The organism is Belnapia sp. AC561, from assembly GCF_979252845.1.
The window spans coordinates 28,157-48,600 of the sequence record NZ_CEEDBP010000003.1 but is presented as its reverse complement, the minus strand read 5'-3'; the positions used below and the strand labels follow the sequence as shown (position 1 = coordinate 48,600).

The 20,444-nt window shown below is 71.5% G+C and carries 22 protein-coding genes; 8 read left to right on the top strand and 14 right to left on the bottom strand.

Going from position 1 to position 20,444, the window contains the following annotated elements:
- Window positions 1-39 precede the first annotated feature (39 nt).
- The 9 genes from AC0IW9_RS03340 to AC0IW9_RS03300 all read right to left on the bottom strand — a co-directional run bounded on the left by AC0IW9_RS03340 (window position 40) and on the right by AC0IW9_RS03300 (window position 8,444).
- The gene (locus AC0IW9_RS03340) at window positions 40-1,002 is read right to left on the bottom strand and encodes a Bug family tripartite tricarboxylate transporter substrate binding protein (protein ID WP_471646781.1); all 963 of its coding nucleotides are present in this window, start codon (window positions 1,000-1,002) and stop codon (window positions 40-42) included.
- The gene (locus AC0IW9_RS03335; RefSeq protein WP_471646780.1) at window positions 1,002-2,345 is read right to left on the bottom strand and encodes an LLM class flavin-dependent oxidoreductase; all 1,344 of its coding nucleotides are present in this window, start codon (window positions 2,343-2,345) and stop codon (window positions 1,002-1,004) included. The genes AC0IW9_RS03340 and AC0IW9_RS03335 overlap by 1 nt, the downstream gene beginning before the upstream one ends.
- A gap of 64 nt (window positions 2,346-2,409) precedes the next feature.
- Complete coding sequence (locus AC0IW9_RS03330) at window positions 2,410-3,564, bottom strand: glycosyltransferase WbsX family protein (protein ID WP_471646779.1); 1,155 nt, start codon at window positions 3,562-3,564, stop codon at window positions 2,410-2,412.
- Between the two features lie 105 nt (window positions 3,565-3,669).
- Entirely contained in the window at window positions 3,670-3,831 is a 162-nt protein-coding gene (locus AC0IW9_RS03325) for a hypothetical protein (protein ID WP_471646778.1), read from the bottom strand.
- Window positions 3,832-3,896: 65 nt separating this feature from the next.
- A complete protein-coding gene (gene hmuQ, locus AC0IW9_RS03320) occupies window positions 3,897-4,226 on the bottom strand; it encodes a heme-degrading protein HmuQ (RefSeq protein WP_471646777.1) in 330 nt (109 codons plus the stop codon).
- Window positions 4,227-4,237: 11 nt separating this feature from the next.
- A complete protein-coding gene (locus AC0IW9_RS03315) occupies window positions 4,238-4,996 on the bottom strand; it encodes an SDR family NAD(P)-dependent oxidoreductase (protein ID WP_471646776.1) in 759 nt (252 codons plus the stop codon).
- 119 nt (window positions 4,997-5,115) lie between these two features.
- Window positions 5,116-6,615 (bottom strand): tripartite tricarboxylate transporter permease, encoded by a 1,500-nt coding sequence (locus AC0IW9_RS03310; RefSeq protein WP_471646775.1) that lies wholly within the window; start codon window positions 6,613-6,615, stop codon window positions 5,116-5,118.
- 31 nt (window positions 6,616-6,646) lie between these two features.
- Window positions 6,647-7,132 (bottom strand): hypothetical protein, encoded by a 486-nt coding sequence (locus tag AC0IW9_RS03305; RefSeq protein WP_471646774.1) that lies wholly within the window; start codon window positions 7,130-7,132, stop codon window positions 6,647-6,649.
- Between the two features lie 316 nt (window positions 7,133-7,448).
- Window positions 7,449-8,444: a Bug family tripartite tricarboxylate transporter substrate binding protein gene (locus AC0IW9_RS03300; RefSeq protein WP_471646773.1), complete on the bottom strand. Its 996-nt coding sequence runs from the start codon at window positions 8,442-8,444 to the stop codon at window positions 7,449-7,451.
- 187 nt (window positions 8,445-8,631) lie between these two features.
- On the opposite strand from AC0IW9_RS03300, the gene AC0IW9_RS03295 reads away from it, so the two are divergent.
- Genes AC0IW9_RS03295 through AC0IW9_RS03275 form a run of 5 tightly spaced genes read left to right on the top strand, consistent with a single transcriptional unit; the run spans window position 8,632 to window position 13,420 of the window.
- Window positions 8,632-9,828 carry a M20 metallopeptidase family protein gene (locus tag AC0IW9_RS03295; protein ID WP_471646772.1) on the top strand — a complete coding sequence of 399 codons (1,197 nt, stop codon included), beginning with the start codon at window positions 8,632-8,634 and terminating at the stop codon, window positions 9,826-9,828.
- Window positions 9,825-10,604 carry a creatininase family protein gene (locus tag AC0IW9_RS03290; protein ID WP_471646771.1) on the top strand — a complete coding sequence of 260 codons (780 nt, stop codon included), beginning with the start codon at window positions 9,825-9,827 and terminating at the stop codon, window positions 10,602-10,604. Before AC0IW9_RS03295 ends, AC0IW9_RS03290 begins: the two co-directional genes overlap by 4 nt.
- A complete protein-coding gene (locus tag AC0IW9_RS03285) occupies window positions 10,601-11,596 on the top strand; it encodes a ketopantoate reductase family protein (protein ID WP_471646770.1) in 996 nt (331 codons plus the stop codon). The genes AC0IW9_RS03290 and AC0IW9_RS03285 overlap by 4 nt, the downstream gene beginning before the upstream one ends.
- A complete protein-coding gene (locus tag AC0IW9_RS03280; RefSeq protein ID WP_471646769.1) occupies window positions 11,593-12,579 on the top strand; it encodes a ketopantoate reductase family protein in 987 nt (328 codons plus the stop codon). Before AC0IW9_RS03285 ends, AC0IW9_RS03280 begins: the two co-directional genes overlap by 4 nt.
- Before the next feature lies 1 nt (window position 12,580).
- Window positions 12,581-13,420 carry a VOC family protein gene (locus tag AC0IW9_RS03275; RefSeq protein ID WP_471646768.1) on the top strand — a complete coding sequence of 280 codons (840 nt, stop codon included), beginning with the start codon at window positions 12,581-12,583 and terminating at the stop codon, window positions 13,418-13,420.
- Here AC0IW9_RS03275 and AC0IW9_RS03270 read toward each other — a convergent pair.
- A complete protein-coding gene (locus tag AC0IW9_RS03270) occupies window positions 13,410-14,387 on the bottom strand; it encodes a hypothetical protein (protein ID WP_471646767.1) in 978 nt (325 codons plus the stop codon). The genes AC0IW9_RS03275 and AC0IW9_RS03270 overlap by 11 nt on opposite strands.
- Window positions 14,388-14,439: 52 nt before the next feature.
- Here AC0IW9_RS03270 and AC0IW9_RS03265 point away from each other — a divergent pair, with 52 nt between their 5' ends.
- Window positions 14,440-14,967, top strand: coding sequence for a cytochrome b (locus tag AC0IW9_RS03265; RefSeq protein ID WP_471646766.1), 528 nt, complete (start codon window positions 14,440-14,442; stop codon window positions 14,965-14,967).
- 24 nt (window positions 14,968-14,991) lie between these two features.
- On the opposite strand, the gene AC0IW9_RS03260 is transcribed toward AC0IW9_RS03265, so the two are convergent.
- Window positions 14,992-15,204: a hypothetical protein gene (locus AC0IW9_RS03260; RefSeq protein WP_471646765.1), complete on the bottom strand. Its 213-nt coding sequence runs from the start codon at window positions 15,202-15,204 to the stop codon at window positions 14,992-14,994.
- A gap of 119 nt (window positions 15,205-15,323) precedes the next feature.
- Here AC0IW9_RS03260 and AC0IW9_RS03255 point away from each other — a divergent pair, with 119 nt between their 5' ends.
- Together AC0IW9_RS03255 and AC0IW9_RS03250 are read left to right on the top strand one after the other, a co-directional pair.
- Window positions 15,324-15,656 carry a DUF1491 family protein gene (locus tag AC0IW9_RS03255; protein ID WP_471646764.1) on the top strand — a complete coding sequence of 111 codons (333 nt, stop codon included), beginning with the start codon at window positions 15,324-15,326 and terminating at the stop codon, window positions 15,654-15,656.
- A 340-nt stretch (window positions 15,657-15,996) separates the two neighbouring features.
- Window positions 15,997-16,713 (top strand): response regulator transcription factor, encoded by a 717-nt coding sequence (locus AC0IW9_RS03250; RefSeq protein WP_471646763.1) that lies wholly within the window; start codon window positions 15,997-15,999, stop codon window positions 16,711-16,713.
- A gap of 98 nt (window positions 16,714-16,811) precedes the next feature.
- Here the strand turns inward: AC0IW9_RS03250 and AC0IW9_RS03245 are convergent, their stop codons facing one another.
- The 3 genes from AC0IW9_RS03245 to AC0IW9_RS03235 are packed head-to-tail and all read right to left on the bottom strand — an operon-like array spanning window position 16,812 to window position 20,395.
- Entirely contained in the window at window positions 16,812-18,542 is a 1,731-nt protein-coding gene (locus tag AC0IW9_RS03245) for a peptidoglycan -binding protein (RefSeq protein WP_471646762.1), read from the bottom strand.
- 17 nt (window positions 18,543-18,559) lie between these two features.
- The gene (locus AC0IW9_RS03240) at window positions 18,560-19,705 is read right to left on the bottom strand and encodes a flagellar motor protein MotA (protein ID WP_471646761.1); all 1,146 of its coding nucleotides are present in this window, start codon (window positions 19,703-19,705) and stop codon (window positions 18,560-18,562) included.
- 42 nt (window positions 19,706-19,747) lie between these two features.
- Entirely contained in the window at window positions 19,748-20,395 is a 648-nt protein-coding gene (locus AC0IW9_RS03235) for an OmpA family protein (protein WP_471646760.1), read from the bottom strand.
- Between the last annotated feature and the right edge of the window lie 49 nt (window positions 20,396-20,444).

The window sequence follows — 20,444 nt, the reverse complement described above, 5'->3', positions numbered from 1 at the left end:
GCAGAGGCCCCAGCTGAGGCCCTGGGGCGGGGCGGGCGGTCATTCCCGCTCGATCCCCGCCTGCCGCACCACCGCGCTCCAGCGGGCCCGCTCGGCCGCCAGCATGCGGTCCATGGTTTCGGGCGGGCCGCCCACCGGCTCGGCGCCCCAGGCGGCCAGCCGGTCCCGCACCTCGGGCAGCGTCAGCAGCCCATCGATCTCCCGCGCCAGCCGGGTGCGGATCTCGGGCGGCGTGCCCGCCGGGGTGGCATAGCCCAGCCAGGCGGCGGCCTCGTAGCCGGCGATCCCGGCCTCCTGCAGGGTCGGCACCTCCGGCAGCAGGGAGAAGCGCTGCGCCCCGCCCACCGCCAGCGGCACCAGCGTCCCCGCCCTGAAATCCTCGAGGAAGGAAGGCGCCTGCTCGATCACCAGCTGGATGCGCCCGGCGAGCAGGTCGGTCCGCGCCGGGGCGCCGCCGCGGTACTGCACCATCTCGAGCTCCAGCCCGCCGGCCAGCGCGCGGAACATCTCGACCGTCAGGCGGGAGGCCATGCCGGAGGTGGCGAAATTCACCTGCCCCGGCTTCGCCCGCGCCAGCGCCAGGAACTCCGCCACGCTGCGCACGCCGAGCGAGGCCGGCACCACCATCACATAGGGGATCGTCGCCACCATCGAGACCCCGACGAGGTCCCGCGCCGGATCATAGGGCAGGGTCTTGTAGACGAGGGGATTGACCGCCATCGGCCCCGGGCTGCCGGCCAGCAGGGTGTAGCCATCCGGCGCCGCCTTCGCGACCGCATCGGCGCCGAGGATGCCGAAGGCCCCGGCCCGGTTCTCCACCGCCACCGGCTGGCCCAGCGGCTTGGCCAGGTTGTCGGCGATCAGCCGGGCGATCAGGTCGGTCGCCCCGCCCGGCGCGAAGGGCACCACCACCCGCAGCGGCCGCGTGGGCCAGGATTGCGCCAAGGCGGGTAGGGCAGGGGTGGCCAGAGCCCCCAGCAGCGCCCGCCGCGGAAGCCGCATCAGGCCGCACCCGTGGCGAAGAAGCAGTTCGCCGGCCGTGCCAATCCCAGATTCTCTCGCAAGGTCGTCCCCTCATACTCGCGCCGGAAGAGGCCTCGCCTCTGCAATTCCGGGACCACCAGCCGGATGAAGCGCTCGAGACCCGTGGGCACCACCGGCGCGGCGATCATGAAGCCGTCGCAGGCCTGGCCGCGGTACCATTCCTCCATTACGTCGGCGACCTGCATGGCATCGCCCTTGAAGAGATTGCCCGCCATCTGCGGCAGGATGCGCTTGTAGGTCTGCCGCACCGTCAGCCCCTCGGCCCGGGCCATGGCGACGATCGCGCGGCCGATCCCGGTCGGGCCGACATGCTCCTGCTCCAGGTCCGGCATCGGCCCGTCCAGCGGGAAGCGCGCCATCGGCGTGCCGACCATCTTCGAGAGGTAGTCGAGCCCGACGGCCGGCGAGACCAGATCCTCCAGCTGCTGGAACAGCGCCTCCGCCTCGGCCGCCGTCTCCCCGGTGAAGATGGTCACGCCGCTCAGCACCTTCAGGCTCTCCGGCGCGCGGCCGTATTTCGGCAGCCTTCCCTTGAGGTCGGCATAGAGCTGCTGCGCCCGGCCGATCGTGCCCTCGATGGCGAAGACGCAATCGGCCGTCGCCGCCGAGAGCTCCTTGCCCGTCTCCGATTGCCCCGCCGAGAAGATCACCGGATGCCCCTGCACCGGCCGCGGCGCATTCAGCGGTCCGGCGACCTGGAAATGCGTCCCGCGATGACCCAGCGCATGCACCTTGGCGGGGTCGAGGAATTGCCCCGTCGCCTTGTCCTGCGGGAAGGCATCGTCGGCCCAGGAATCCCAGAGTCCCTTGACCACCTCGGCGAACTCGCCGGCCCGCGCATAGCGGTCGTCGCGCGGCACATGCGCCTCATGGCTGAAGTTCAGCGCATCGCCGGGATTGGAGGTGGTGACGAGATTCCACCCCGCGCGGCCGCCGCTGATGTGGTCGAGCGAGGCGAAGCGCCGCGCCACCGCATAGGGCTCGTCATAGGTCGTGGTCGTGGTGGCGACGAGGCCGATCCGCTCCGTCACCATCGCCAGCGCGGAAAGCAGGGTCACCGGCTCGAACACCGCCGGCCGGTCGGAGGGGCTGGTCGCCGCGAAGAGGTCCGGCTTGTCGAGGTTCCGCACCCCGTTGCCGTCGGCCAGGAACAGCAGGTCGAATTTCCCCGCCTCGGCGATCCGCGCCAGCCGCACCGCATTGGCCAGGTTGCTCGCCGGCCGGTCCCAGGCATCCGGATGCCGCCATTCGCCGACATGGCTGCCCTGGGCATTGGCATTGGCGGCGAGGATCATCGGCATGGCGGCACTCCGGCGCTGGCGCCGGAAGTCTCGCCCGCCGGGTGCGGGTCGCCAAGTCCCGCGCCTAGTCCAGCAGCTCGGCCCGGATGGCATCGAGGAAGCCATGGCCCCAGCGGGCATCGGGCTCCAGGTAATTGCCCTCGGCCCATTCGTTCCAGGCCTTGAGGAAGACGATCCGCTCCGCCGGCGGATGCGCCGCCACCCGCCGCACCGCCTTGCGCAGCAGCAGCCCGACCCTCGCCGGCGTGCTGCCCTCATAGACCACGCCGCGCGGGCCGGAGCGCGGCGTATTGTCCCAGCCCGAGAGCACGCAGGGCAGGAAGCGCCGCTCCTCCGGCATGCCGGCGAAGGCCTGGGCCACCACCTCGCGGAAGTCGAAGCGCCGCGGCTGGCCGCGCCGCCGCTGCACCAGCTTGCGGACGAAATAGCCGATCGCCTCCGGCCGCAGCACCCGCCTGGCGCGGTCCAGCTTGCCCGCCGGTAGGCTGTCGATGAAATCCTGCGGGGCGAGCTGCGTCACCGCATCGAAGGGTGCCAGCAGCGGGTTGCGATAGGGGTCGATCCCCGGCGCGTAGCGGTTGCTGATCGCCACGAAATAGAGGCCCGGCAGCCCCGCCTGCTCCGCCAGCTGCCGCCAGTGCCGGATGAAGCCCGCCGCATCCGGCAGGTCATGCGGCGCGAAGACGGCGAAGAGCGGCCTGCCCTCCACCCGCACATGCCGCGGGTCGCGGAAGGCCGGCAGGCACCAGTCGAAATGCGCCTTCTCGTCCTCCGGCCCCGGATAGGCCTGCTCCATCAGCACGGATTTCGGATTGCCGTGCCAGATCCCGGTCCAGGACTGGTTGGCCCAGGCGAGGCAGAAGGGGAAATCCGGCTGGCCGGAGGCCATCACCTCGGCGAAGGGCCGTTCCAGGATGCGGCGGCCATGGCCGAACCAGTAGTGCCAGTAGCAGAAGCCCTCGATCCCCGCCGCACGGGCCAGGGCGGCCTGTTGCTGCCGCACCTCCGGCACCCGCAGGTCATAGAAGCCGAGGTCGGCCGGCAGCTTCGGCTGCTCATGCCCGGGGAACAGCGGCTTCGCCTTGGCGACATTGGTCCATTCGGTGAAGCCGGGCTCCCACCAGGCATCGTTCTCCGGGATGGGATGGAACTGCGGCAGGTAGAAGGCCAGCACCCGAGCCTTGGGTGTCGGCACGACAGCGGTCTGGGCAGAAGCCAAGGCGCGATATCCCCGAAAGCCCGGCTGTCCGGCGGCCGGTGGGGGAAAAAAGCCGCAGCGGCCCGGGCCGCCGCAAGAAAACTCGCCGTGTAGCGGCAGGCCCGTTCAGCGCCGCTGCAGCAGCGCCATGCCGACCACGATGGCGGCGATGATCGCCACCCCGAGCAGGCCGGCGACGACCAGGAAGATCGGCGCATCCCGGCTGACCAGCAGGGCGGCGATCGCGCCTGCCGCCACCAAAACCACCCGCACCAGCATGACGGCCACCTCCCATCCGGACCCTGCCGTCCTAGGCCCGGATGCGTCAGGCCGCCTTGCGCCAGCGCAATCCGCTAGCCGGCGTTATGCCTGGGCCCCAGGGTCTGGATCGGCTCGAACCCCTCGAATTCCGGATGCCCGAGGTAGAGCGGCCGGCTCCCGCCGGCATTCCGGTGCGCCTGGCGGAAGGCCTCGGACCGGGTCCAGCCCTCGAAGGCTGCCTTGTCCGCCCAGATGGTATGGGAGGCATAGAGGGTGTGGTCCTCCTTCGCCGGGCCCCGCAGCAGCTGGAACTCGACGAAGCCCGGCACCGTATGGAGTTGCGAATCGCGGGATTTCCAGAGCTGCTCGAATTCCTCCTCGGCGCCGGGCATGACCCGGAAGCGGTTCATCGCAATGAACATGGGCTTTTCCCTCAATGGCTGAAGCGGCGGGTCCCGCCATCCACATGGATGACCTGGCCGGTGATGTAGCGCGCCCGCGGCGAGGCCAGAAGCACGGCCAGCACCGCGAGATCCTCCGGCTCGCCGATATAGCCCGCCGGGACTTCCTTCTCCGCCCAGGCCCGGCGGCTTTCCTCGGTCGGCATGACCCGGAGGTCGATCTGCTCGGAATGGATGCGCCCCGGCGGGATGGAATTCACCGTGATGCCGTCGCGGCCGACCTGCCGGGACAGCGCCTTGGCCCAGATATGGGTGGCGCCATTCGGCGCATTGGCCGGGTTCACGTTATGCGGCTCGTCCTGTCCGGTCAGGTTGATGATGCGGCCATAGCCCGCCGCCTGCATCGCCGGGACCAGCGCATGGGTGATCCGCCGGGCGGCGTGGAAGTTGAGGTTCATCGCCTCCTCCCAGACTGCATCCTCGCCCAGGGACCCGGCCGGCTGCGGCCGGCTGCCCCCCGCATTGTTGACCAGGATGTCGCAGCGCCCGAAGCGGCCCAGCACCGCGTCCCGGATTCGCGCCGCCGCCGCCGGATCGGTGATATCCTCGACGATGATCAGCGGCTCGGCGCCCGCCGGCAGCTCGGCCGCCAGGCTTTCCAGCAGCGGCCGCCGCCGGGCGAGGATCGCCAGCCGGCAGCCTTCCGCCGCCAGCATCGCCGCGATGGTCCGCCCCAGCCCGGCCGAAGCCCCGGTGACGAGCGCGACCTTGCCGGCCAATTGCATGTCCATGTCCGGAATCCCCCTGCTGCCGGCCGCAGCCTGGGACGCGCCCGGCCAAAAGAAAAGCCGCCCCGGTTTCCCGGGGCGGCTTCGTCTGGTGGTTCCGTCTGGGGGCAGGGGCGGGTGGCTCAGCCGCTGAGCGCGGCTTCCTTCCCCTTGCGCAGGTTCGGCAGCAGCATCGCGGCGAGGGCGATGAAGCCGATGGCCAGCATGGTCGCGCTGATCGGGCGCTGGACGAAGACCATCACGTCGCCGCGCGAGAGCAGCATGGCCCGCCGCAGGTGCTCCTCCATCATCGGGCCGAGCACGAAGCCGATCAGCATCGGCGCCGGCTCCAGCTTCATCTTGTTGCACATGTAGCCGAACACCGCGAAGAGCACGGTCATGTACACGTCGAAGACGTTGTTGTTGATGGAGTAGGAGCCGATGCAGCAGAAGACCAGGATGGCGGGATAGAGGAACTTGTAGGGGACCTGCAGCAGCTTCACCCACATGCCGATCATCGGCAGGTTGATGACCAGCAGCATGACATTGCCGATCCACATGGAGGCGATCAGGCCCCAGAACAGGTCCGGCTGGGCTTCCACCATGCGGGGCCCGGGCTGGATGCCCTGGATGATCAGCGCGCCGACCATCAGCGCCATGACGGCGTTGGCCGGGATGCCGAGCGTCAGCAGCGGGATGAAGCTGGTCTGCGCCGCGGCGTTGTTGGCCGCCTCGGGCCCGGCCACGCCCTCGATCGCGCCCTGGCCGAACAGGTGGCGGCCCTTAGAGACCTTCCGCTCCATCATGTAGGAGCCGAAAGAGGCGAGCGCCGCGCCACCGCCCGGCAGGATGCCGAGGAGCGAGCCGACCACGGTGCCGCGCAGCACCGAAGGCGTCGCCCGCTTCCATTCCTCCTTGGTCAGCCAGAGGCTGCCGACCTCGGTCTTGAGGACGCTGCGCATCTCCGGCCGCTCGAGGTTCAGGATGATCTCGGCGATGCCGAACATGCCCATGGCGAGCGCCACGAAGCCGATGCCGTCGGACAGCTCCGGGATGCCGAAGGTGAAGCGCTGCTGGCCGGTCTGCACGTCGGTGCCGACGAGGCCGAGGCCGACGCCGAAGATCACCATGCCGATCGACTTCACCACCGAGCCCTGCGCGAGCACGGCGGAGATGATGAGGCCGAGCAGCATCAGCGAGAAGTAGTCGGCGGGACCGAAGGAGAGCGCGACCGAGGTGAGCAGCGGCCCGGAGCCCGCGACCACGATGGTGGCGACGGTGCCGGCGAAGAAGGAGCCGAGCGCCGAGGTGGCCAGGGCGGCGCCGGCGCGGCCGTTGCGGGCCATCTTGTAGCCCTCCAGCGTCGTCACCACCGAGCTGATCTCGCCCGGCAGGTTCAGCAGGATGGCCGTCGTGGAGCCGCCGTACTGCGCGCCGTAATAGATGCCGGCGAGCATGATGATGGCGGTGGTGGCCGGCTGGCCGAAGGTGATCGGCAGCAGCAGCGAGATGGTGGCGACCGGGCCGATGCCCGGCAGCACGCCGATGGCGGTCCCGATCAAGGCGCCGATCAGCGCGAAAATGAGGTTCTGGAAGCTGAGCGCGACGGCGAAGCCGTGCGCCAGATTGCCTATGATATCCATGGCCGTTGCGATTCCCTATCCCGGCGTCTGGTCAGTACTGCAGCGGCCAGACGGCCACGCGGATGTCGAGCTGCTTGATGAAGATCCACCAGCACATCGCCAGCAGGAAGATCGTCAGCCCCAGGACGCCGAGCGGCCGGGCGCGGTGTTCGGGCTCCGCCAGGGCGGAGATGCCGATGGTCGCCACCAGGGCCAGCATCAGCCCGCCCTTCTCCAGCAGCAGGGAGAAGATGCACATCGCCGCGCAGATGAAGCCGACGAGGCGCCAGCCCTTCGAGTAGCAGATCACCAGGAAGCCGACGAGCATGCCGAGGCCGAGCGCATTGTAGGTGCTCTCGAAGAAGCTGCCGAAGACCGGGGCGATGTACCAGGCGAGGGTGCCGGCGATGATCGAGACCGGCAGCATCGACACATCGGCCTTGGTCCACTTCTCCATCGGGTCGGGCCCGTTGAAGAAGGCCATGGCCAGCACGATGATACCGAGGCCGAGCTGGGCATAGAACACCAGCATCGGCATGTAGCCCGGACCCATCCGCCGGGCGCTGCCGAGGTTGTGGTCCTGGTTCAGTCACAATCCGATGGCGGCGATCAGGATGAGCAATGCGCCTGAGGCGACATCCTTGGCGTTGATTTTCATGCGGCGACCTTTCCCGGCTCCCAGCTCACCGAGGTTGGTACCCCGGCCTCTCGCAACGACAACCCTACGGCGCGCTCCCGGTCAAGCCGGGGCGCCCCCACTTTCCTAGCATCCAATCCGCGCCCTACCTGCGCCGCAGGCCGGGTTACGGCTAGTCCCGCCGATCCGCAACCTGCCAAGGCCGTGATCCGCAGTATCAATCCACTTGTGCACCGGAAGCCAGCACGATCGGCTTCCACTTCACCACCTCCGCGGCGATGAAATCCGTATAGCCCGTGGGCGACATGTCGCCCACCGTCGCGCCGATCTCGGCGAAGCGGGCGCGGACCGAGGGATCGGCCAGCACCGCGCCGATATCGCGGCTCAGCCGATCCACCACCGCGGCCGGCAGGCCGGCCGGACCGGAGATGCCGAACCAGGAATTGCTGACGGCATCGAAGCCCTGTTCGCGGAAGGTCGCGATCTCGGGGAAGGCGGGATGCCGCTCGGCCGTTGCCATGGCGACGCCGCGCACCGAGCCGGACCGCAGGTGCCCGGCGGCGGAGGGCAGGCTGTCCGACATCATCGGCACGACATCGGCGATTACATCCGTCATCGCCGGCCCGGCGCCGCGATACGGCACATGATTGACGCGCGCGCCCGTGATCTGGCCGAACTGCACGATCAGGAGATGATTGGTCGAGCCGGAGCCGGAGGAGGCGATGTCGAGCCCGCGCGGCGTCTCCCGCGCATAGCGCACCACCTCCGCCAGGGTCTGCGGGGCGAAGCGCGGATTGGCCACGAAGACCACCGGGTTCTGCACCACCAGCGCCACATGGGTGAAGTCGCGCACCGCATCGTAGCGCAGGTTGCGGTAGAGCGAGGGCGCCACGCCCTGGCTGGCGATGTTCGACATCAGCAGGGTCAGCCCGTCGGGCGCCGCCTGCGCCACCATGGCGCTGCCGAGCGTCGCACCCGCGCCGGGCCGGTTCTCGATGATGACGGGCTGGCCGAGCCGGGCGGTCAGCCCTTGGGTGAGGATCCGCGCGACGAGATCCGTCGTGCCGCCCGGTGCGAAAGGCACGATGAGGCGGATCGGCTGGGTCGGCCAGTTCGGGGATGTTGCGGTCGATTGTGCCCGTGCTGCGGCGGGCAGCGCCGCCAATGCAGCGCCACCGGCGAGCAGGGCTCGGCGCGGCAGCAGACCGGACATTTTCCTCCCCCCAATGGGTGGCGTTGCGTATGACACGCACCATGGATGCGGGGCAAGCCGCCGCGTCCCTTGCTGCGCTGCCGCAAAAAACCGGGCGCGATGCTTGCCAGTACGACGGGTTTGCCGCGATCCTCCATCCCGACGATCCCGCCTTTCCCGATCCCCCCCGATCCCAACAGGATAGCCGATGCCGCCGAGCACCGCCGACCGCCGTCACAACGATCCGGAAACCCATATCCGTGAGGCCGCGACGGCATTGCAGCCGCGGCTGGTCGAGATCCGGCGCGACATCCACGCGCATCCCGAACTCGCCTTCGAGGAAGTCCGCACCGCCGGCATCGTCGCCGCCGAGCTGGCCCGCATGGGCATCACCCACCGCACCGGCATCGGCCGCACCGGCGTCGTCGGCGTCATCGAGGGCGGCCGCCCCGGCCCGACGCTGGCGATCCGCGCCGACATGGACGCATTGCCCATCCACGAGGCGACCGGCCTCGACTTCGCCAGCACCGTGGACGGCAAGATGCACGCCTGCGGCCATGACATCCACACGACCACCCTGCTCGGCGTCGCGGAAGTGTTGCGCGACCTCGCGCCGCAGCTCGCCGGCCGCGTCGTGCTGGTCTTCCAGCCGGCCGAGGAATCGCTCGGCGGCGCCGCCGCCATGGTCGCCGACGGCGTGCTGGACGGCGTCGACATGGCGCTCGGCTTCCACAACCAGCCGGACATGCCGGTCGGCCGCTTCGGCTATTGCCGCGGCTCGACGCTCGCCGCCGCCGACCGCTTCGACCTCCTCATCCGCGGCAAGTCCGGCCATGCCGCCCACCCGGAGGATGCGATCGATCCCATCGTCGCCGCCGGCGCCTTTATCGGCCAGGCGCAGACGGTCGTCAGCCGGGAGATCGATCCGCTGATGCCCGCCGTCGTCACCATCGGCATGCTGCACGGCGGCAGCGCGCCGAACATCATCCCCGAGACCGTCGAGCTGCGCGGCACCGTCCGCACCCTGCACCACAGCGCCCGCGATACCGCGGAGGCCGCGCTGAAGCGCCTCGTCGCCGGGCTCGAGGCGATGCATCGCGTTACATGCACACTCACCTATCGCCGCGGCGTGCCGCCGCTGATCAATGCCGACAGCGTGCTCGACCCCGCCATCGCCGCCGTCCGCGCCCAGCTGGGCGAGGTGGTCGAGTCCGGCCGCCCCAGCATGGGCGCCGAGGATTTCGCCGAGTTCGCCGAGCGCGTCCCGGCCTTCCAGCTGCGGATCGGCAGCGGCGCACCGGGGCGGCGCGACCACCTGCACAACGACCACTACCAGCCGGACGAGCGCTGCATCGGCCTCGGCGTGCAGGCGCTCAGCCGGATTGCATTGGATATGCTGGCGTGACCCATCGCATTGCCGAGCTGACCGCGCCCGAGGTTGCAGCACGGCTGGCGGCGGGGGCCTGCGTCATCCTGCCGATGGGCAGCCTGGAAACCCATGGGCCCCAGGCGCCGATGGGTGATTTCCTGCTCGCCGAGGCCATCGCCGATCGCATCGCCGCCGCCGCCAGCGTCGATGCGTTGGTGCTGCCGGCCATCCCCTTCGGCGGCGAGGACTACTTCGGCTTCACCCCCGGCGGCGTGGTCCTCACCCCGGCCTTGCTGCAGGCCGTCATCGAGGAAGTCTGCAGCAACCTGCTGCGCACCGGCGCAGGCCGCATCCTCATCATCAACGGCCATGCCGGCTCCATCGGCCCGGTCGATGCCGCCGCGCGGATGCTGCGCCGCAGGCACGACGTGCTGATCCCGGCGATGCATCTCTGGCGCGTCGCCGGCGCGCTGCATGCCGAACTCGGCGGCGCGCCCGAAAGCTTCGGCCATGGCGGCGACCCGGTCTGGTCCGTCGCGCTGCATCTCCGCCCCGATCTCTGCCACCCCGACCGCGCCCGCGCGAAGCAGCCGGTCGGCCCGGTCCTCGGCCTGCCCGTCGCCGATTTCGGCACCGTCCGCGTCGCCGGCGTCAGCCTCTCGGTGCCGATGGAAGTCGAGGAGGTTGCCCCCGGCGGCGTCGCCTGCGCCGATAGCCGCCCCGGCAATGCCGAGCACGGCGCCCGCATCACCGCCCGCCTCGTCGAGGCCGGCGCCGAAATGCTCTCCCACCTGAAGGCGGCCACCCCATGAGGATCTGTGTCTATGGCGCCGGCGCCATCGGCGGCCATATCGCCGCCCGTCTCGCCAAGGGCGGCGCCGAGGTGTCGATCGTTGCCCGCGGCCCGCATCTCGCCGCCATCCAGGCCAATGGCCTGACCGTGCATGCCCGCGACGGCGTGCTCCATTCGCGCCCCAGGGCCAGCGCCGACCCCGCCGAGCTCGGCCCGCAGGATTTCGTCATCGTCACCACCAAGGCGCCGGCGCTGCCCTCCGTCGCCGCCGGCATCGCCCCGCTGCTGGGTCCGGAGACGCCGGTCGCCTTCGTCATGAACGGCATCCCCTGGTGGTACAACGACGCGACGGCACGCGACGGCCAGCATCTCGATTCCCTCGACCCCGGCGGCGCCCTGCGCCAGGCCATCGGCATCCGCCGCACCATCGGCGGCGTGGTCTACTCGGCGACCACCGTCACCGAGCCCGGCGTGGTGATGGTCGAGACCGGCGATGCCCGCGTCATCCTCGGCGAAGTGGATGGGCGCATCACCCCGCGGGCCGAGGCGCTCGCCGCCGCCATCGCCGCCGGCGGCCTGCCGTCCCCGGTGGTGCCGGATATCCGCCAGGCGGTCTGGCAGAAGCTGCTCGGCAACCTCATGACCGGCCCGCTCTGCATCCTCGCCCGGTCCTGCATGCAGGACATCTACACCAGCGAGGCGGTGCGGGAGACCGCGGTGCGCATGGCCGGCGAGATCCTCGCCATCGCCGCCGCCGAGGGCATCACCATCCCCGGCGATGCGCCCGCCGCCCGCGTCGCCCGCTCCGCCAAGCTGCGGCACAAGCCCTCCATCCTGCAGGACCTCGAGGCCGGCCGCTCGATGGAGATCGAGGCCATGTTCCAGGCCCCGCTGCGCCTCGCCCGGGATGCCGGCGTCGCCACGCCCATGCTGTCGCTGATGGTGGCACTCGCCACCCGCAGCGCCATCGCCGCCGGCCTCTACACCCCGCCTGCGGAGACCGCGGCATGAAGATCTGCATCTACGGCCCCGGCGCCATCGGCGGCCACCTCGCCGGCCGGCTCGCCAAGGGCGGCGCCGAGGTCTCGGTCATCGCCCGCGGCGCCCAGCTCGCCGCCATCCGCGCCCGCGGCCTGACGGTCCGCACCGGCGAGGGCGACATCCACTGCCGGCCCCAGGCCGCCGAGCACCCGGCGGAGCTCGGCCCGCAGGATGCCGTGGTGGTCTGCACCAAGGTGCCGGCGCTGCCCGCCGTCGCCCGCGCCATCGGTCCGCTGCTCGGCCCGGAAACGCCCGTCGCCTTCGTCACCAACGGCATCCCCTGGTGGTACTTCGCCAGCCATGGCGGGCCGCAGGATGCCGCGCGGGTGCCGGAGGTCGATCCCGGCGACGTGGTCTGGAATGCCATCGGCCCGGCGCGGGCCATCGGCGGCGTCATCTATTCCGCCTGCTCGGTGCCCGAGCCCGGCATCGTCGAGGTCACCAGCAAGACCAGCAAGCTGATCCTGGGCGAGCCCGACGGCAGCCGCTCCGACCGCGCCCTCGCCTTGGCGAAGGCCTTCAAGCTCGGCGGCATCGCCTGCTCGGTCTCGGAGGACATACGCACCGATGTCTGGGGCAAGCTGCTGAACAACCTCTCCAACGGCCCGATCTGCACCCTGACGCGCCGCAACATGCGCGACACCTTCCGCGATGCCACCATCCGGGAGGCCGCGGTGCAGGTGGTGCGCGAGGGCCTCGCCATCGCCGCCGCCATGGGCCGCCCGGTCGCCGGCGCGGCGGAGGACCGGATCAACCTCTCGGTCGATATCCCGCACAAGCCCTCCATCCTGCAGGATCTCGAGGCCGGCCGGCCGATGGAGGTGGATGCGCTCTTCCAGGTGCCGCTGCGCCTTGCCCGCGAGCAGGGCGTCCCGGCGCCGACCCTGGCCCTGGTCGTGGCGCTCGCCGCCCAGGCCGCCGAGGCCGCCGGCCTGTACCGCAAGGAGGCATAGGATGGACTGCCTGATCGACCACATCGTCGTCGATGTCCGCGACCGCATCGCCGAGGGCGCCGCCGTCTTCCGCAAGCTCGGCTTCCAGCTCACGCCCATGGGCAAGCACAGCCTCGGCTCCGCCAATCACCTGGCCATCTTCGGACGGGACTATCTGGAGCTGCTCGGCACCGATGTCCCCGGCGGCGCCCTGCGGCCGGACCTCGCACCCTTCCCGGTCGGGCTCAACGGCCTGGTCTTCCTCGGCCACGAGTCCGAGGCGCTGAGCACCGACCAGCAAGCCCGCGGCGTCCCCGCCCAGCCGGCTCTCAGCTTCTTCCGCCCCGCCGACCTGCCCGACGGCAGCATGGCCGATGCGAAGTTCAAGGTGGTCCGGCTCGACCGCGCGGCGGCCTTCGACGGCCGGGTCTACTGGTGCGAGCACCTGACGCCGGAGCACGTCTGGCGTCCCGAATGGCAGTCGCATGCCAATGGCGCGACCGGCGTCGCCCGCATCCTGCTGAGCGTCCGCGACCCGGAGCGCCAGGCGTCGCTCTTCCGCCGGATGTTCGGCGAGGCGGCAGTCACCACCGGCACCGATGGCCGCGTCATCCTGCAGGCCGGGGAGGCGGTGGTCGAGGCCGCCCCGCATGCCGCCGTCGCCGCCGAGCTCGGCGCCGCGGCACCGGAGGCCGCCGGGCGCGGCGACCACATGGCGGTGCTCGGGCTGAAGGTCGCCAGCCTGGCGGCGACGGCCGCGGCGCTCTCGGCCAATGGCGTCACCCTGCTGGCCCCGATGCCCGGCCTGCTGCGGGTGCCGGCGGCGCAGGCCATGAACACCACCATCGACTTCATGGCGTAGCGGGCGGGGGCCGGGGGAGGGCGGTGGTGGGCAGGGCGGTCGTGGGCAGGGCGGTCTGGCCCAGCACCCAGCCCTCCCAGCGCCGGATCCAGGGATCCTCCGGCACGAAATCCGGCCGCAGCCCCTCCAGCACGCCGATCAGACCGAGCAGCCCGACCACGGAATCGAAGCGGTCCTCCCCGGCCGCATCGGTGCCGAAGCCATCCGCCACGGCCGCCGCCAGCGCCGCATCCGGCACCACCCGCCGGGCCGCCATCGCCGCCAGCAGCCCGGGTGCCACCGCCCGCCGCGCCGCCTGCACCCGCTTGCTGCCGGGCAGCTTCATGCCGCAATGGCGCAGCGCCTCGGCCGGATAGACCTCCGCCAGCACCGCCACGCCCGGCGCCAGCAGCGCCCGCAACCCGCCCTCGAAGGGCCAGAGCCGGATCGGCATGCCGGCCCCCAGCGCCGGTACCAGCCAGTCCCGCCAGGCGCTGATCGCCGCCTTGCCGGACTGGTTGGCCCCGAGCGTCCAGAACAGCGGCGCCCCGGCCGGCCGCTCCGCCGTCGCCCGGTCGCACCAGCGGGACAGCCCCTCGGGCCCGGCGAAGCCGAGCGCCGCGGCATGGGCGGCGCGGGTCATCCCCCGCACCCCGCGGGCCGGGTAGAAGGGCCGCGCCGGGCCCACCGTCTCCAGCCCCGCGCTCACCTCGAAGAAGCCGGGGGAGGCCGCCAGCCCACGCAGGAAATCCGGGAAGCCGGCTTCCGCCCGGCCCGCCGCATAGGCGCGCGGCAGCCCCAGCGGCAGGTCGAGGCCGAGCGCCACCGGCCGCCCCGGCGCCAGCAGCCCGGCGAGCAGCGCGCCCAGATCGCCCACCGGCCGCGGCGCCGCCGCCCGCCATCCGCCCGCATGCCGCCGCGCCACGGTGATCCAGCGCTTGCGTGGATCGAGGCTCCAGTCGGCATGGGCCGCAATCAGCTCATCCATGCGCCGCCCCGCCTGTGCCAGGATGCCGGGGCATATTGGGAAGGGGAATGCGATGGGCTCCTACAACAGCCTGGCCAAGTGGTTCCACTGGATCACCGTGGTGCTCCTCGGCATCGCCATCCCCTTCGGCTTCGTCATCGAGCACATCAAGGACGAGGCGAAGATGCCCTTCTACATGGTGCATGAATCGGCCGGGCTGACGATCCTCGCCGTCGCCCTGGCGCGGCTGGCCTGGCGGCTGCTGAACCCGCCGCCACCGCTGCCGGACAGCATCCCGCTGCCGCTGCAAAGGACCGCCGCCGCGGTCCACCATACGCTCTATGCGCTGCTCATCCTGCAGCCGATCCTCGGCTTCGTCGCCACCAATGCCTGGGGCTTTCCCCTGCGCGGAGAGACCGCCTACCTCGGCCTCATCGACCTGCCGAAATTCATGGAGACGAACGAGGGCCTGGCCGGGGTGGTCAGCACCGCGCATACGATCGGCGGCTGGGCCATCGTCACCCTGCTGGTGCTGCATATCGGCGGGGTGATCTTCCACCAGGCCATCCGCCGCGACGGCACCCTGCTGCGGATGGTCTGAACCGGCTGGCCTGCCCGGCGGCGGCTACAGCGGCTTCTGCGCCCGTTCCAGCAGCCGGCCGAAGAAGCCCGGCTTTTTCGCCGGGGCCGCGACCTCGGCCGCCTTGGCCGCCTCGGCCCGCTCCGCCTCGGCTTCCTTGGCCTTCAGCGCCAGCCACTTCTCCAGGCTGAGCCCCGCCTTGGCCGCCCGCTTCGCCTCGTAGGCGCGCTGGCCTTCGGTCATCTTCCGCAGATCCATGAACCCAATCCCCGCGCCGGCCCCACGGCAGGCCTCACTGGCGCCAGATGTGGCGGACCGGCCGCCACTCGGCAAGCGGGGGCTTGCCGGATCGGTGCATCTTGGTCCCTATGCCGCCCATGGAACCTCGCGTGAAGGCCAGCATCTGGGTCTCGATGGCGCTGCGGCTGGCGGATATCGCCGGGCGGAGCGGCGCGGTCATCCGCAAGGGTGACCCCGATTCGGGCGGCATCCTCTGCATCCTGCGCGGCCGCGACGGCCTGGTGGTGCTCAGCCAGGTGCGAGATGCGGGGGGCCAGTCCGCCTGGATGCGCGGCAGCGGCGCCACCCCGGTGGACGATGCCGCCGCTGACGCTTATGTCGCACGGCAAGTGAAACGCGACCCGGACTTGTGGGTTGTGGAGTTCGAGGCACCGGACCTGCAGCCCCCCTTCGAGGGCCGGATCCTGTGACCGATGGCGCACCGATATCCCTCGGGAGCCTCAACCAGGGATAGTCACGCCACCCCGTCACATTGTCGGCTTGCCTCAAGCCCCGACCCCGGGCATGACCTGAACGTGAGGTCCCGACGCGGCCTCAAGGCAAGCCTGCCATCCCGTATTCAAAGATCTGCCACAACTCGGTGCGTAGTTCCCGCCCTGCTTCTCATGAGGTCGGCTCTGGGTCGCAATAAGTTGTACCGTGCTTGACGCCCCCGTGTGGTGCGTTTTCTCGCGCGATGGTTTCAATCGTTGCCGTTCGGGTACTGTAGCGTCCCGCTCGGATTCGTTTCTCATCTGCCCCGGAGGTCCAATGGCGACGCCCCGCCCGATCCTGATCGTCGATGACGATGACGCGCTGCGCTCAACCCTGGTGGAGCACTTGGCCCTGGACGGCGACTTCTCCGCCGATGAGGCGGGGACGGCGCGCGAGGCGGAGGCGAAGCTGGCTGCGGCCGATGCGCGCTACGACGCGATCCTGCTCGACATCGGCCTGCCCGATGCCGATGGCCGCGACTTCTGCGCCAAGCTGCGGCGCGAGGGCCGCCGCATGCCCATCATCATGCTGACCGGCCATGGCGCCGAATCCGATATCGTGCGCGGCCTGGACGCCGGGGCGAACGACTATATCGCCAAGCCCTTCCGCGTGCCGGAGGTGCTCGCCCGGGTCCGCGCCCAGCTCCGCGTCTTCGACAATTCGGAAGACGCCGTCTTCACCATCGGGCCCTACATGTTCCGCCCCAGCGCCAAGCTGCTGCTGGAGCCGGTGCGCAACCGCAAGGTGCGGCTGACCGACAAGGAAAGCGCGATCCTGAAATTCCTCTACCGCGCCGGCGGCAAGCCGGTGCCGCGGCAGATCCTGCTGAACGAGGTCTGGGGCTACAACAGCGCCGTCACCACCCATACGCTGGAGACGCATATCTACCGGCTGCGGCAGAAGATCGAGCCCGATCCCTCCAATACCCGCCTGCTGCTGACCGAGGGCGGCGGCTACAAGCTGGACCCGGTCGCCACCATGCCCGTGGCCTAGGCCATGACGGGGCGCTGATGGCAGCGCCCCGTCATCACCCGGATTACTGTGTCGGGTGATTCACGCCTTTCGGCGGCCCCACCTCGGGCGACCACGCGTCAGCGGTCGGTCAGTCGCAGCTCGATCCGCCGGTTGCGTGCCAGCGCCTCCGGCGTGTCGCCGGTGTCCAGCGGCTGGTTGTCGCCGAAGGCCGTGGCCGCCACCCGGTTCGGCGGCAACCCTTCGGCCATCAGCAGCTGCGCCACGGCGATGGCCCGGGCGGCGGACAGCTCCCAGTTCGTGGCGAAGCGGGCGCTGCGGATCGGCAACCGGTCGGCATGCCCATCCACCCGCAGCAGCCAGTTCACATCCGCCGGGATCCGCCGGCCGATGTCCTGCAGCACCCGGGCGATCTCCCGGATCTGCTGCTGCCCGCGCTCCGAGAGATCGGCGCTGGCCGGCGGGAAGAGCACCTCGGACTGGAAGACGAAGCGGTCGCCGACGATCCGCACATCCGCCCGGTCGCCCAGCACGTCCCGCAGCCGGCCGAAGAAGTCGCTGCGGTAGCGCTGCAGCTCCTCCACGCGGGCGGCGAGGGCCGCATTCAGCCGGGTGCCGAGCGCGCTGATCTGCGCATCCTTGTCGCGGCCGGAGGTCTCGGCGGCATCAAGCGCCGCGGCGATCCGCGCGAGCTGCGCCCGCAGATCCTCCAACTGGCGGCCCAGCAGCGCCACCTGGGCGCGGGCGCTCTCGGCCAGCCGGGTCTGCTCCGTCGCCACGCGGGCCTGCTCGGCGGCGGCGCGCTCCAGCGCCTGGCGCCGCTGCGCTTCCTCCCCGGCGATGGTCTCGGCGGCCCGGCGGCGCTCCGTCTCGGTCGCCACCGCCCGTTCGGCGGCGATCCGCCGTTCCGCCTCGCTGCCGGCCGCCGCCTCGGCCGTGGTGCGCCGCTGCGCCTCCTCGCCGGCACGCCGCGCCGCCTCCTGCGCCTGGCGCTCCATCTGGTCGCGCATGGCCGACAGCGCCCGGATCTGCTCGGACAGCCGGGTCACATCGGCCAGCCGCGCCTCGATGGTGGCGCGATCCGCCTTCACCTGCTGGTCGAGCGCCGCCATCTCCGTCCGCATCGCGGCGAGCTGCCGCTGGGTCTCGGCCAGCTGCGCCTGGGCTTCCTGCAATTGCCGGGTCAGCCCGGCCAGCTCCCGCCGCGCCGTCTCCACCGCGCCGCGGGATTCGCCCAATTGCCGGTCCAGCTCGGCGGTCCGCGCCTCGAGTTGCTGCCGGGCCGTGCGTTCGGCGGTCAGGCTGCGGCCGGTCTCGGTCAGCCGGCGCACCGTCTGCGCCGCATCGCCGCCGGCCGCCTCGGCCCGGCCCAGCGCCTCGGCCAGCTGCGCCTCCAGCGCCGCGATCCGCTCCGGCCCGCCGCGGCTGGTCAGCTCCAGGTCGGTCAGCCGGGCGGTCAGCCGGTCCCGCTCGCCGCGCACCGCGTCGCGCTCACCCGAGAGCCGGTCCCGCTCGTCGCGCATCTCCCGCAACTGGGCGAAGAGGGAATCCCGCGCCGTGGCGGCCGCCCGCAGCTCCTCGGCCGTCCGGGCCAGGGCGCTGCGCAGCTCCCCGGCCTGGCCGCGCTCCAGCGCCAGCAGCTCGGCCAGCTCGGCCACCTGCTGGTTCAGCCGGTCCAGCGCCCGGTCGCGCGACGAAAGCGCGACGCTCAGGAAGCCCTGCGCCAGCACGAAGACCATCAGCACGAAGATGATGACCATCAGCAGGGTGGAGAGCGCATCCACATAGCCGGGCCAGGCATCCAGCCCGCCGCCGCCGCGCTGCCGCCGGCGGTTGTTGGACAGGGCCATCGCCTAGCGCAGCGCCGTCATCGCGGCGATTCCTCGGCCAGGGCGGCAATGGTGCGCGCCACCAGCTTGATCTCGCTGCGGATCTCCGCCGTGCTCTGGACCCGGCCCTGCGCCACCTCGTCCACCAGCCGGCCGAGGTAGATCTCCGCATTGCGCAGATGGCTGCGCACCGTCTCGTCGATCGCCGGCGAAGCCTGCACCTCCGCCAGCCGCGCCAGCACCGGGCCGAGCTGCGCCTGCTGCTCGGCGACGCGCAGCATCAGCGTCTGGCTCGCCCGCATCTGGTCGGTGAGCGCCGAGAGCCGCTCGGTCAGGGTCAGCATGGCCTGGCCGGTCTGCGCCCGGCCTTCCTCGCCCCGCACCAGGATGCGCTGCAGGCCTTCGAGGTTCTCCGCCGTCTGCTCCAGCAGCGCCTGGACATAGGCCGGGACATTGCCGCCCTCGCCGGGATTGTCGCCCAGCACGCCGGAGGAGAGCCGGGTCAGCCCGGCCAGCCATTCCTCCAGCTCGTTGTAAAAGCGGTTCTGCGCCTGCCCCGCCGTCAGGTCGAGGAAGCCCAGCACCAGCGCCCCGGCGAGCCCCAGCATGGAGGAGCTGAAGGCCGTCCCCATGCCCTTCAGCGGCTGGGCGAGGCCGGTCTTCAGCTGGTTGAACAGCTGGTTCAGGTCGCCCGAGCCGACCGACATGCCGCCGATCACCTCCGACACGGAGCCGATGGTCAGCAGCAGCCCCCAGAAGGTGCCGAGCAGGCCGAGGAAGATCAGCAGCCCCGTCATGTAGCGCGACAGCTCGCGCGATTCGTCGAGCCGGGAGGCGATGCTGTCCAGCACGCTGCGCATCGCCGGGGCCGAGAGCGAGAGCCGGTCCGACCGCCGGGCCGAGAACATGCTGGCCATCGGCCCCAGCAGCTTCGGCGCCGCCTGGGCCGGGGCGCCAAGCTTCGGCGCGCGGAAATGCTCGAGCCAGGCGACTTCCGGCCGCAGGGTCAGCACCTGCCGCAGGTTCCAGACCACGCCGATCAGCAGCACGCCGAGGATCAGCCCGTTGAGCAGCGGGTTGGAGCCGAAGGCCCCCGCCAGCTCCGTCGCCAGCAGCACCGCGACCGCGCAGACCACGGCCAGGAAGCCGACCATGCGCCAGAGAAAGCCGAGCGGCGGGGTCATCCAGCTGTCCTCATCGCCTGGGCCATCGAATCATCGGGCACGTCATTTCGCCGCCTCCGGCTGGGGCGGCTGCACATCCACCGCATCCGCGGCATCGGCGGTCCGGCCCATCGGCCGCAGGTCGATCCGGGTCGGCGCCAGCCCTCCGGCGACCAGCGCCTGCTTCACCGCCAGGCTCCGCGCCAGGCTTAGCCGCCGCGCCACGGAGACATCCGCCGTCGGCCCCGAGGCCTGGCCGGTCAGCACGATCCGCCCGTCCGGCCCGGCGGCGAGACGCCGTCCCAGCTCGGCCAGGGTTCCGGCGGCGGCCGGCGGCAGCACCCCCGCCCCGGTGGCGAAGCGCAGCCGGAAGCCGCCCTGCGGCAGGGCCTCCATCCCCGGGGGGAGGGCCAGCGGCGGCATGGACTGGGCCGCGGGCGGCGCCTGCGCCGGGCGAGGAGTGGGGGACAGGCTGGGCGGGTTCGGTGGTGCCAGGGCCGGGGCGGCGGGCAGGGGCTCCGTTGCCGCATCGGCGGCGGCAGCGCTCCCCGGCAGCGCGGGTCCGCTGGCCGCGACCTGCCGCGGCTGCAGCGCCGCCGGCCGCGTCCGCACCCCCGGATCGCCACCGGGCGCCGGCTGGGCCAGGGGTGCGGAGGCCGGCACCAGCGCGGCGCCCAGCACCAGGCCGAGGAATCTTGCGTAAGGGGTCACGCCCGGCAAACTAGGCCAGCGCGGCGGGCCGCGTCCATGGCGGCAGCCC

Bases quoted from the DNA above. Each gene is read 5' to 3' on its own strand.
- AC0IW9_RS03340 (WP_471646781.1), bottom strand. From the start codon at position 1,002: ATGCGGCTTCCGCGGCGGGCGCTGCTGGGGGCTCTGGCCACCCCTGCC.
- AC0IW9_RS03335 (WP_471646780.1), bottom strand. From the start codon at position 2,345: ATGCCGATGATCCTCGCCGCCAATGCCAATGCCCAGGGCAGCCATGTC.
- hmuQ (WP_471646777.1), bottom strand. From the start codon at position 4,226: ATGTTCATTGCGATGAACCGCTTCCGGGTCATGCCCGGCGCCGAGGAG.
- AC0IW9_RS03315 (WP_471646776.1), bottom strand. From the start codon at position 4,996: ATGGACATGCAATTGGCCGGCAAGGTCGCGCTCGTCACCGGGGCTTCG.
- AC0IW9_RS03310 (WP_471646775.1), bottom strand. From the start codon at position 6,615: ATGGATATCATAGGCAATCTGGCGCACGGCTTCGCCGTCGCGCTCAGC.
- AC0IW9_RS03305 (WP_471646774.1), bottom strand. From the start codon at position 7,132: ATGCCGATGCTGGTGTTCTATGCCCAGCTCGGCCTCGGTATCATCGTG.
- AC0IW9_RS03300 (WP_471646773.1), bottom strand. From the start codon at position 8,444: ATGTCCGGTCTGCTGCCGCGCCGAGCCCTGCTCGCCGGTGGCGCTGCA.
- AC0IW9_RS03295 (WP_471646772.1), top strand. From the start codon at position 8,632: ATGCCGCCGAGCACCGCCGACCGCCGTCACAACGATCCGGAAACCCAT.
- AC0IW9_RS03285 (WP_471646770.1), top strand. From the start codon at position 10,601: ATGAGGATCTGTGTCTATGGCGCCGGCGCCATCGGCGGCCATATCGCC.
- AC0IW9_RS03280 (WP_471646769.1), top strand. From the start codon at position 11,593: ATGAAGATCTGCATCTACGGCCCCGGCGCCATCGGCGGCCACCTCGCC.
- AC0IW9_RS03275 (WP_471646768.1), top strand. From the start codon at position 12,581: ATGGACTGCCTGATCGACCACATCGTCGTCGATGTCCGCGACCGCATC.
- AC0IW9_RS03270 (WP_471646767.1), bottom strand. From the start codon at position 14,387: ATGGATGAGCTGATTGCGGCCCATGCCGACTGGAGCCTCGATCCACGC.
- AC0IW9_RS03265 (WP_471646766.1), top strand. From the start codon at position 14,440: ATGGGCTCCTACAACAGCCTGGCCAAGTGGTTCCACTGGATCACCGTG.
- AC0IW9_RS03260 (WP_471646765.1), bottom strand. From the start codon at position 15,204: ATGGATCTGCGGAAGATGACCGAAGGCCAGCGCGCCTACGAGGCGAAG.
- AC0IW9_RS03255 (WP_471646764.1), top strand. From the start codon at position 15,324: ATGGAACCTCGCGTGAAGGCCAGCATCTGGGTCTCGATGGCGCTGCGG.
- AC0IW9_RS03250 (WP_471646763.1), top strand. From the start codon at position 15,997: ATGGCGACGCCCCGCCCGATCCTGATCGTCGATGACGATGACGCGCTG.
- AC0IW9_RS03245 (WP_471646762.1), bottom strand. From the start codon at position 18,542: ATGGCCCTGTCCAACAACCGCCGGCGGCAGCGCGGCGGCGGCGGGCTG.
- AC0IW9_RS03240 (WP_471646761.1), bottom strand. From the start codon at position 19,705: ATGACCCCGCCGCTCGGCTTTCTCTGGCGCATGGTCGGCTTCCTGGCC.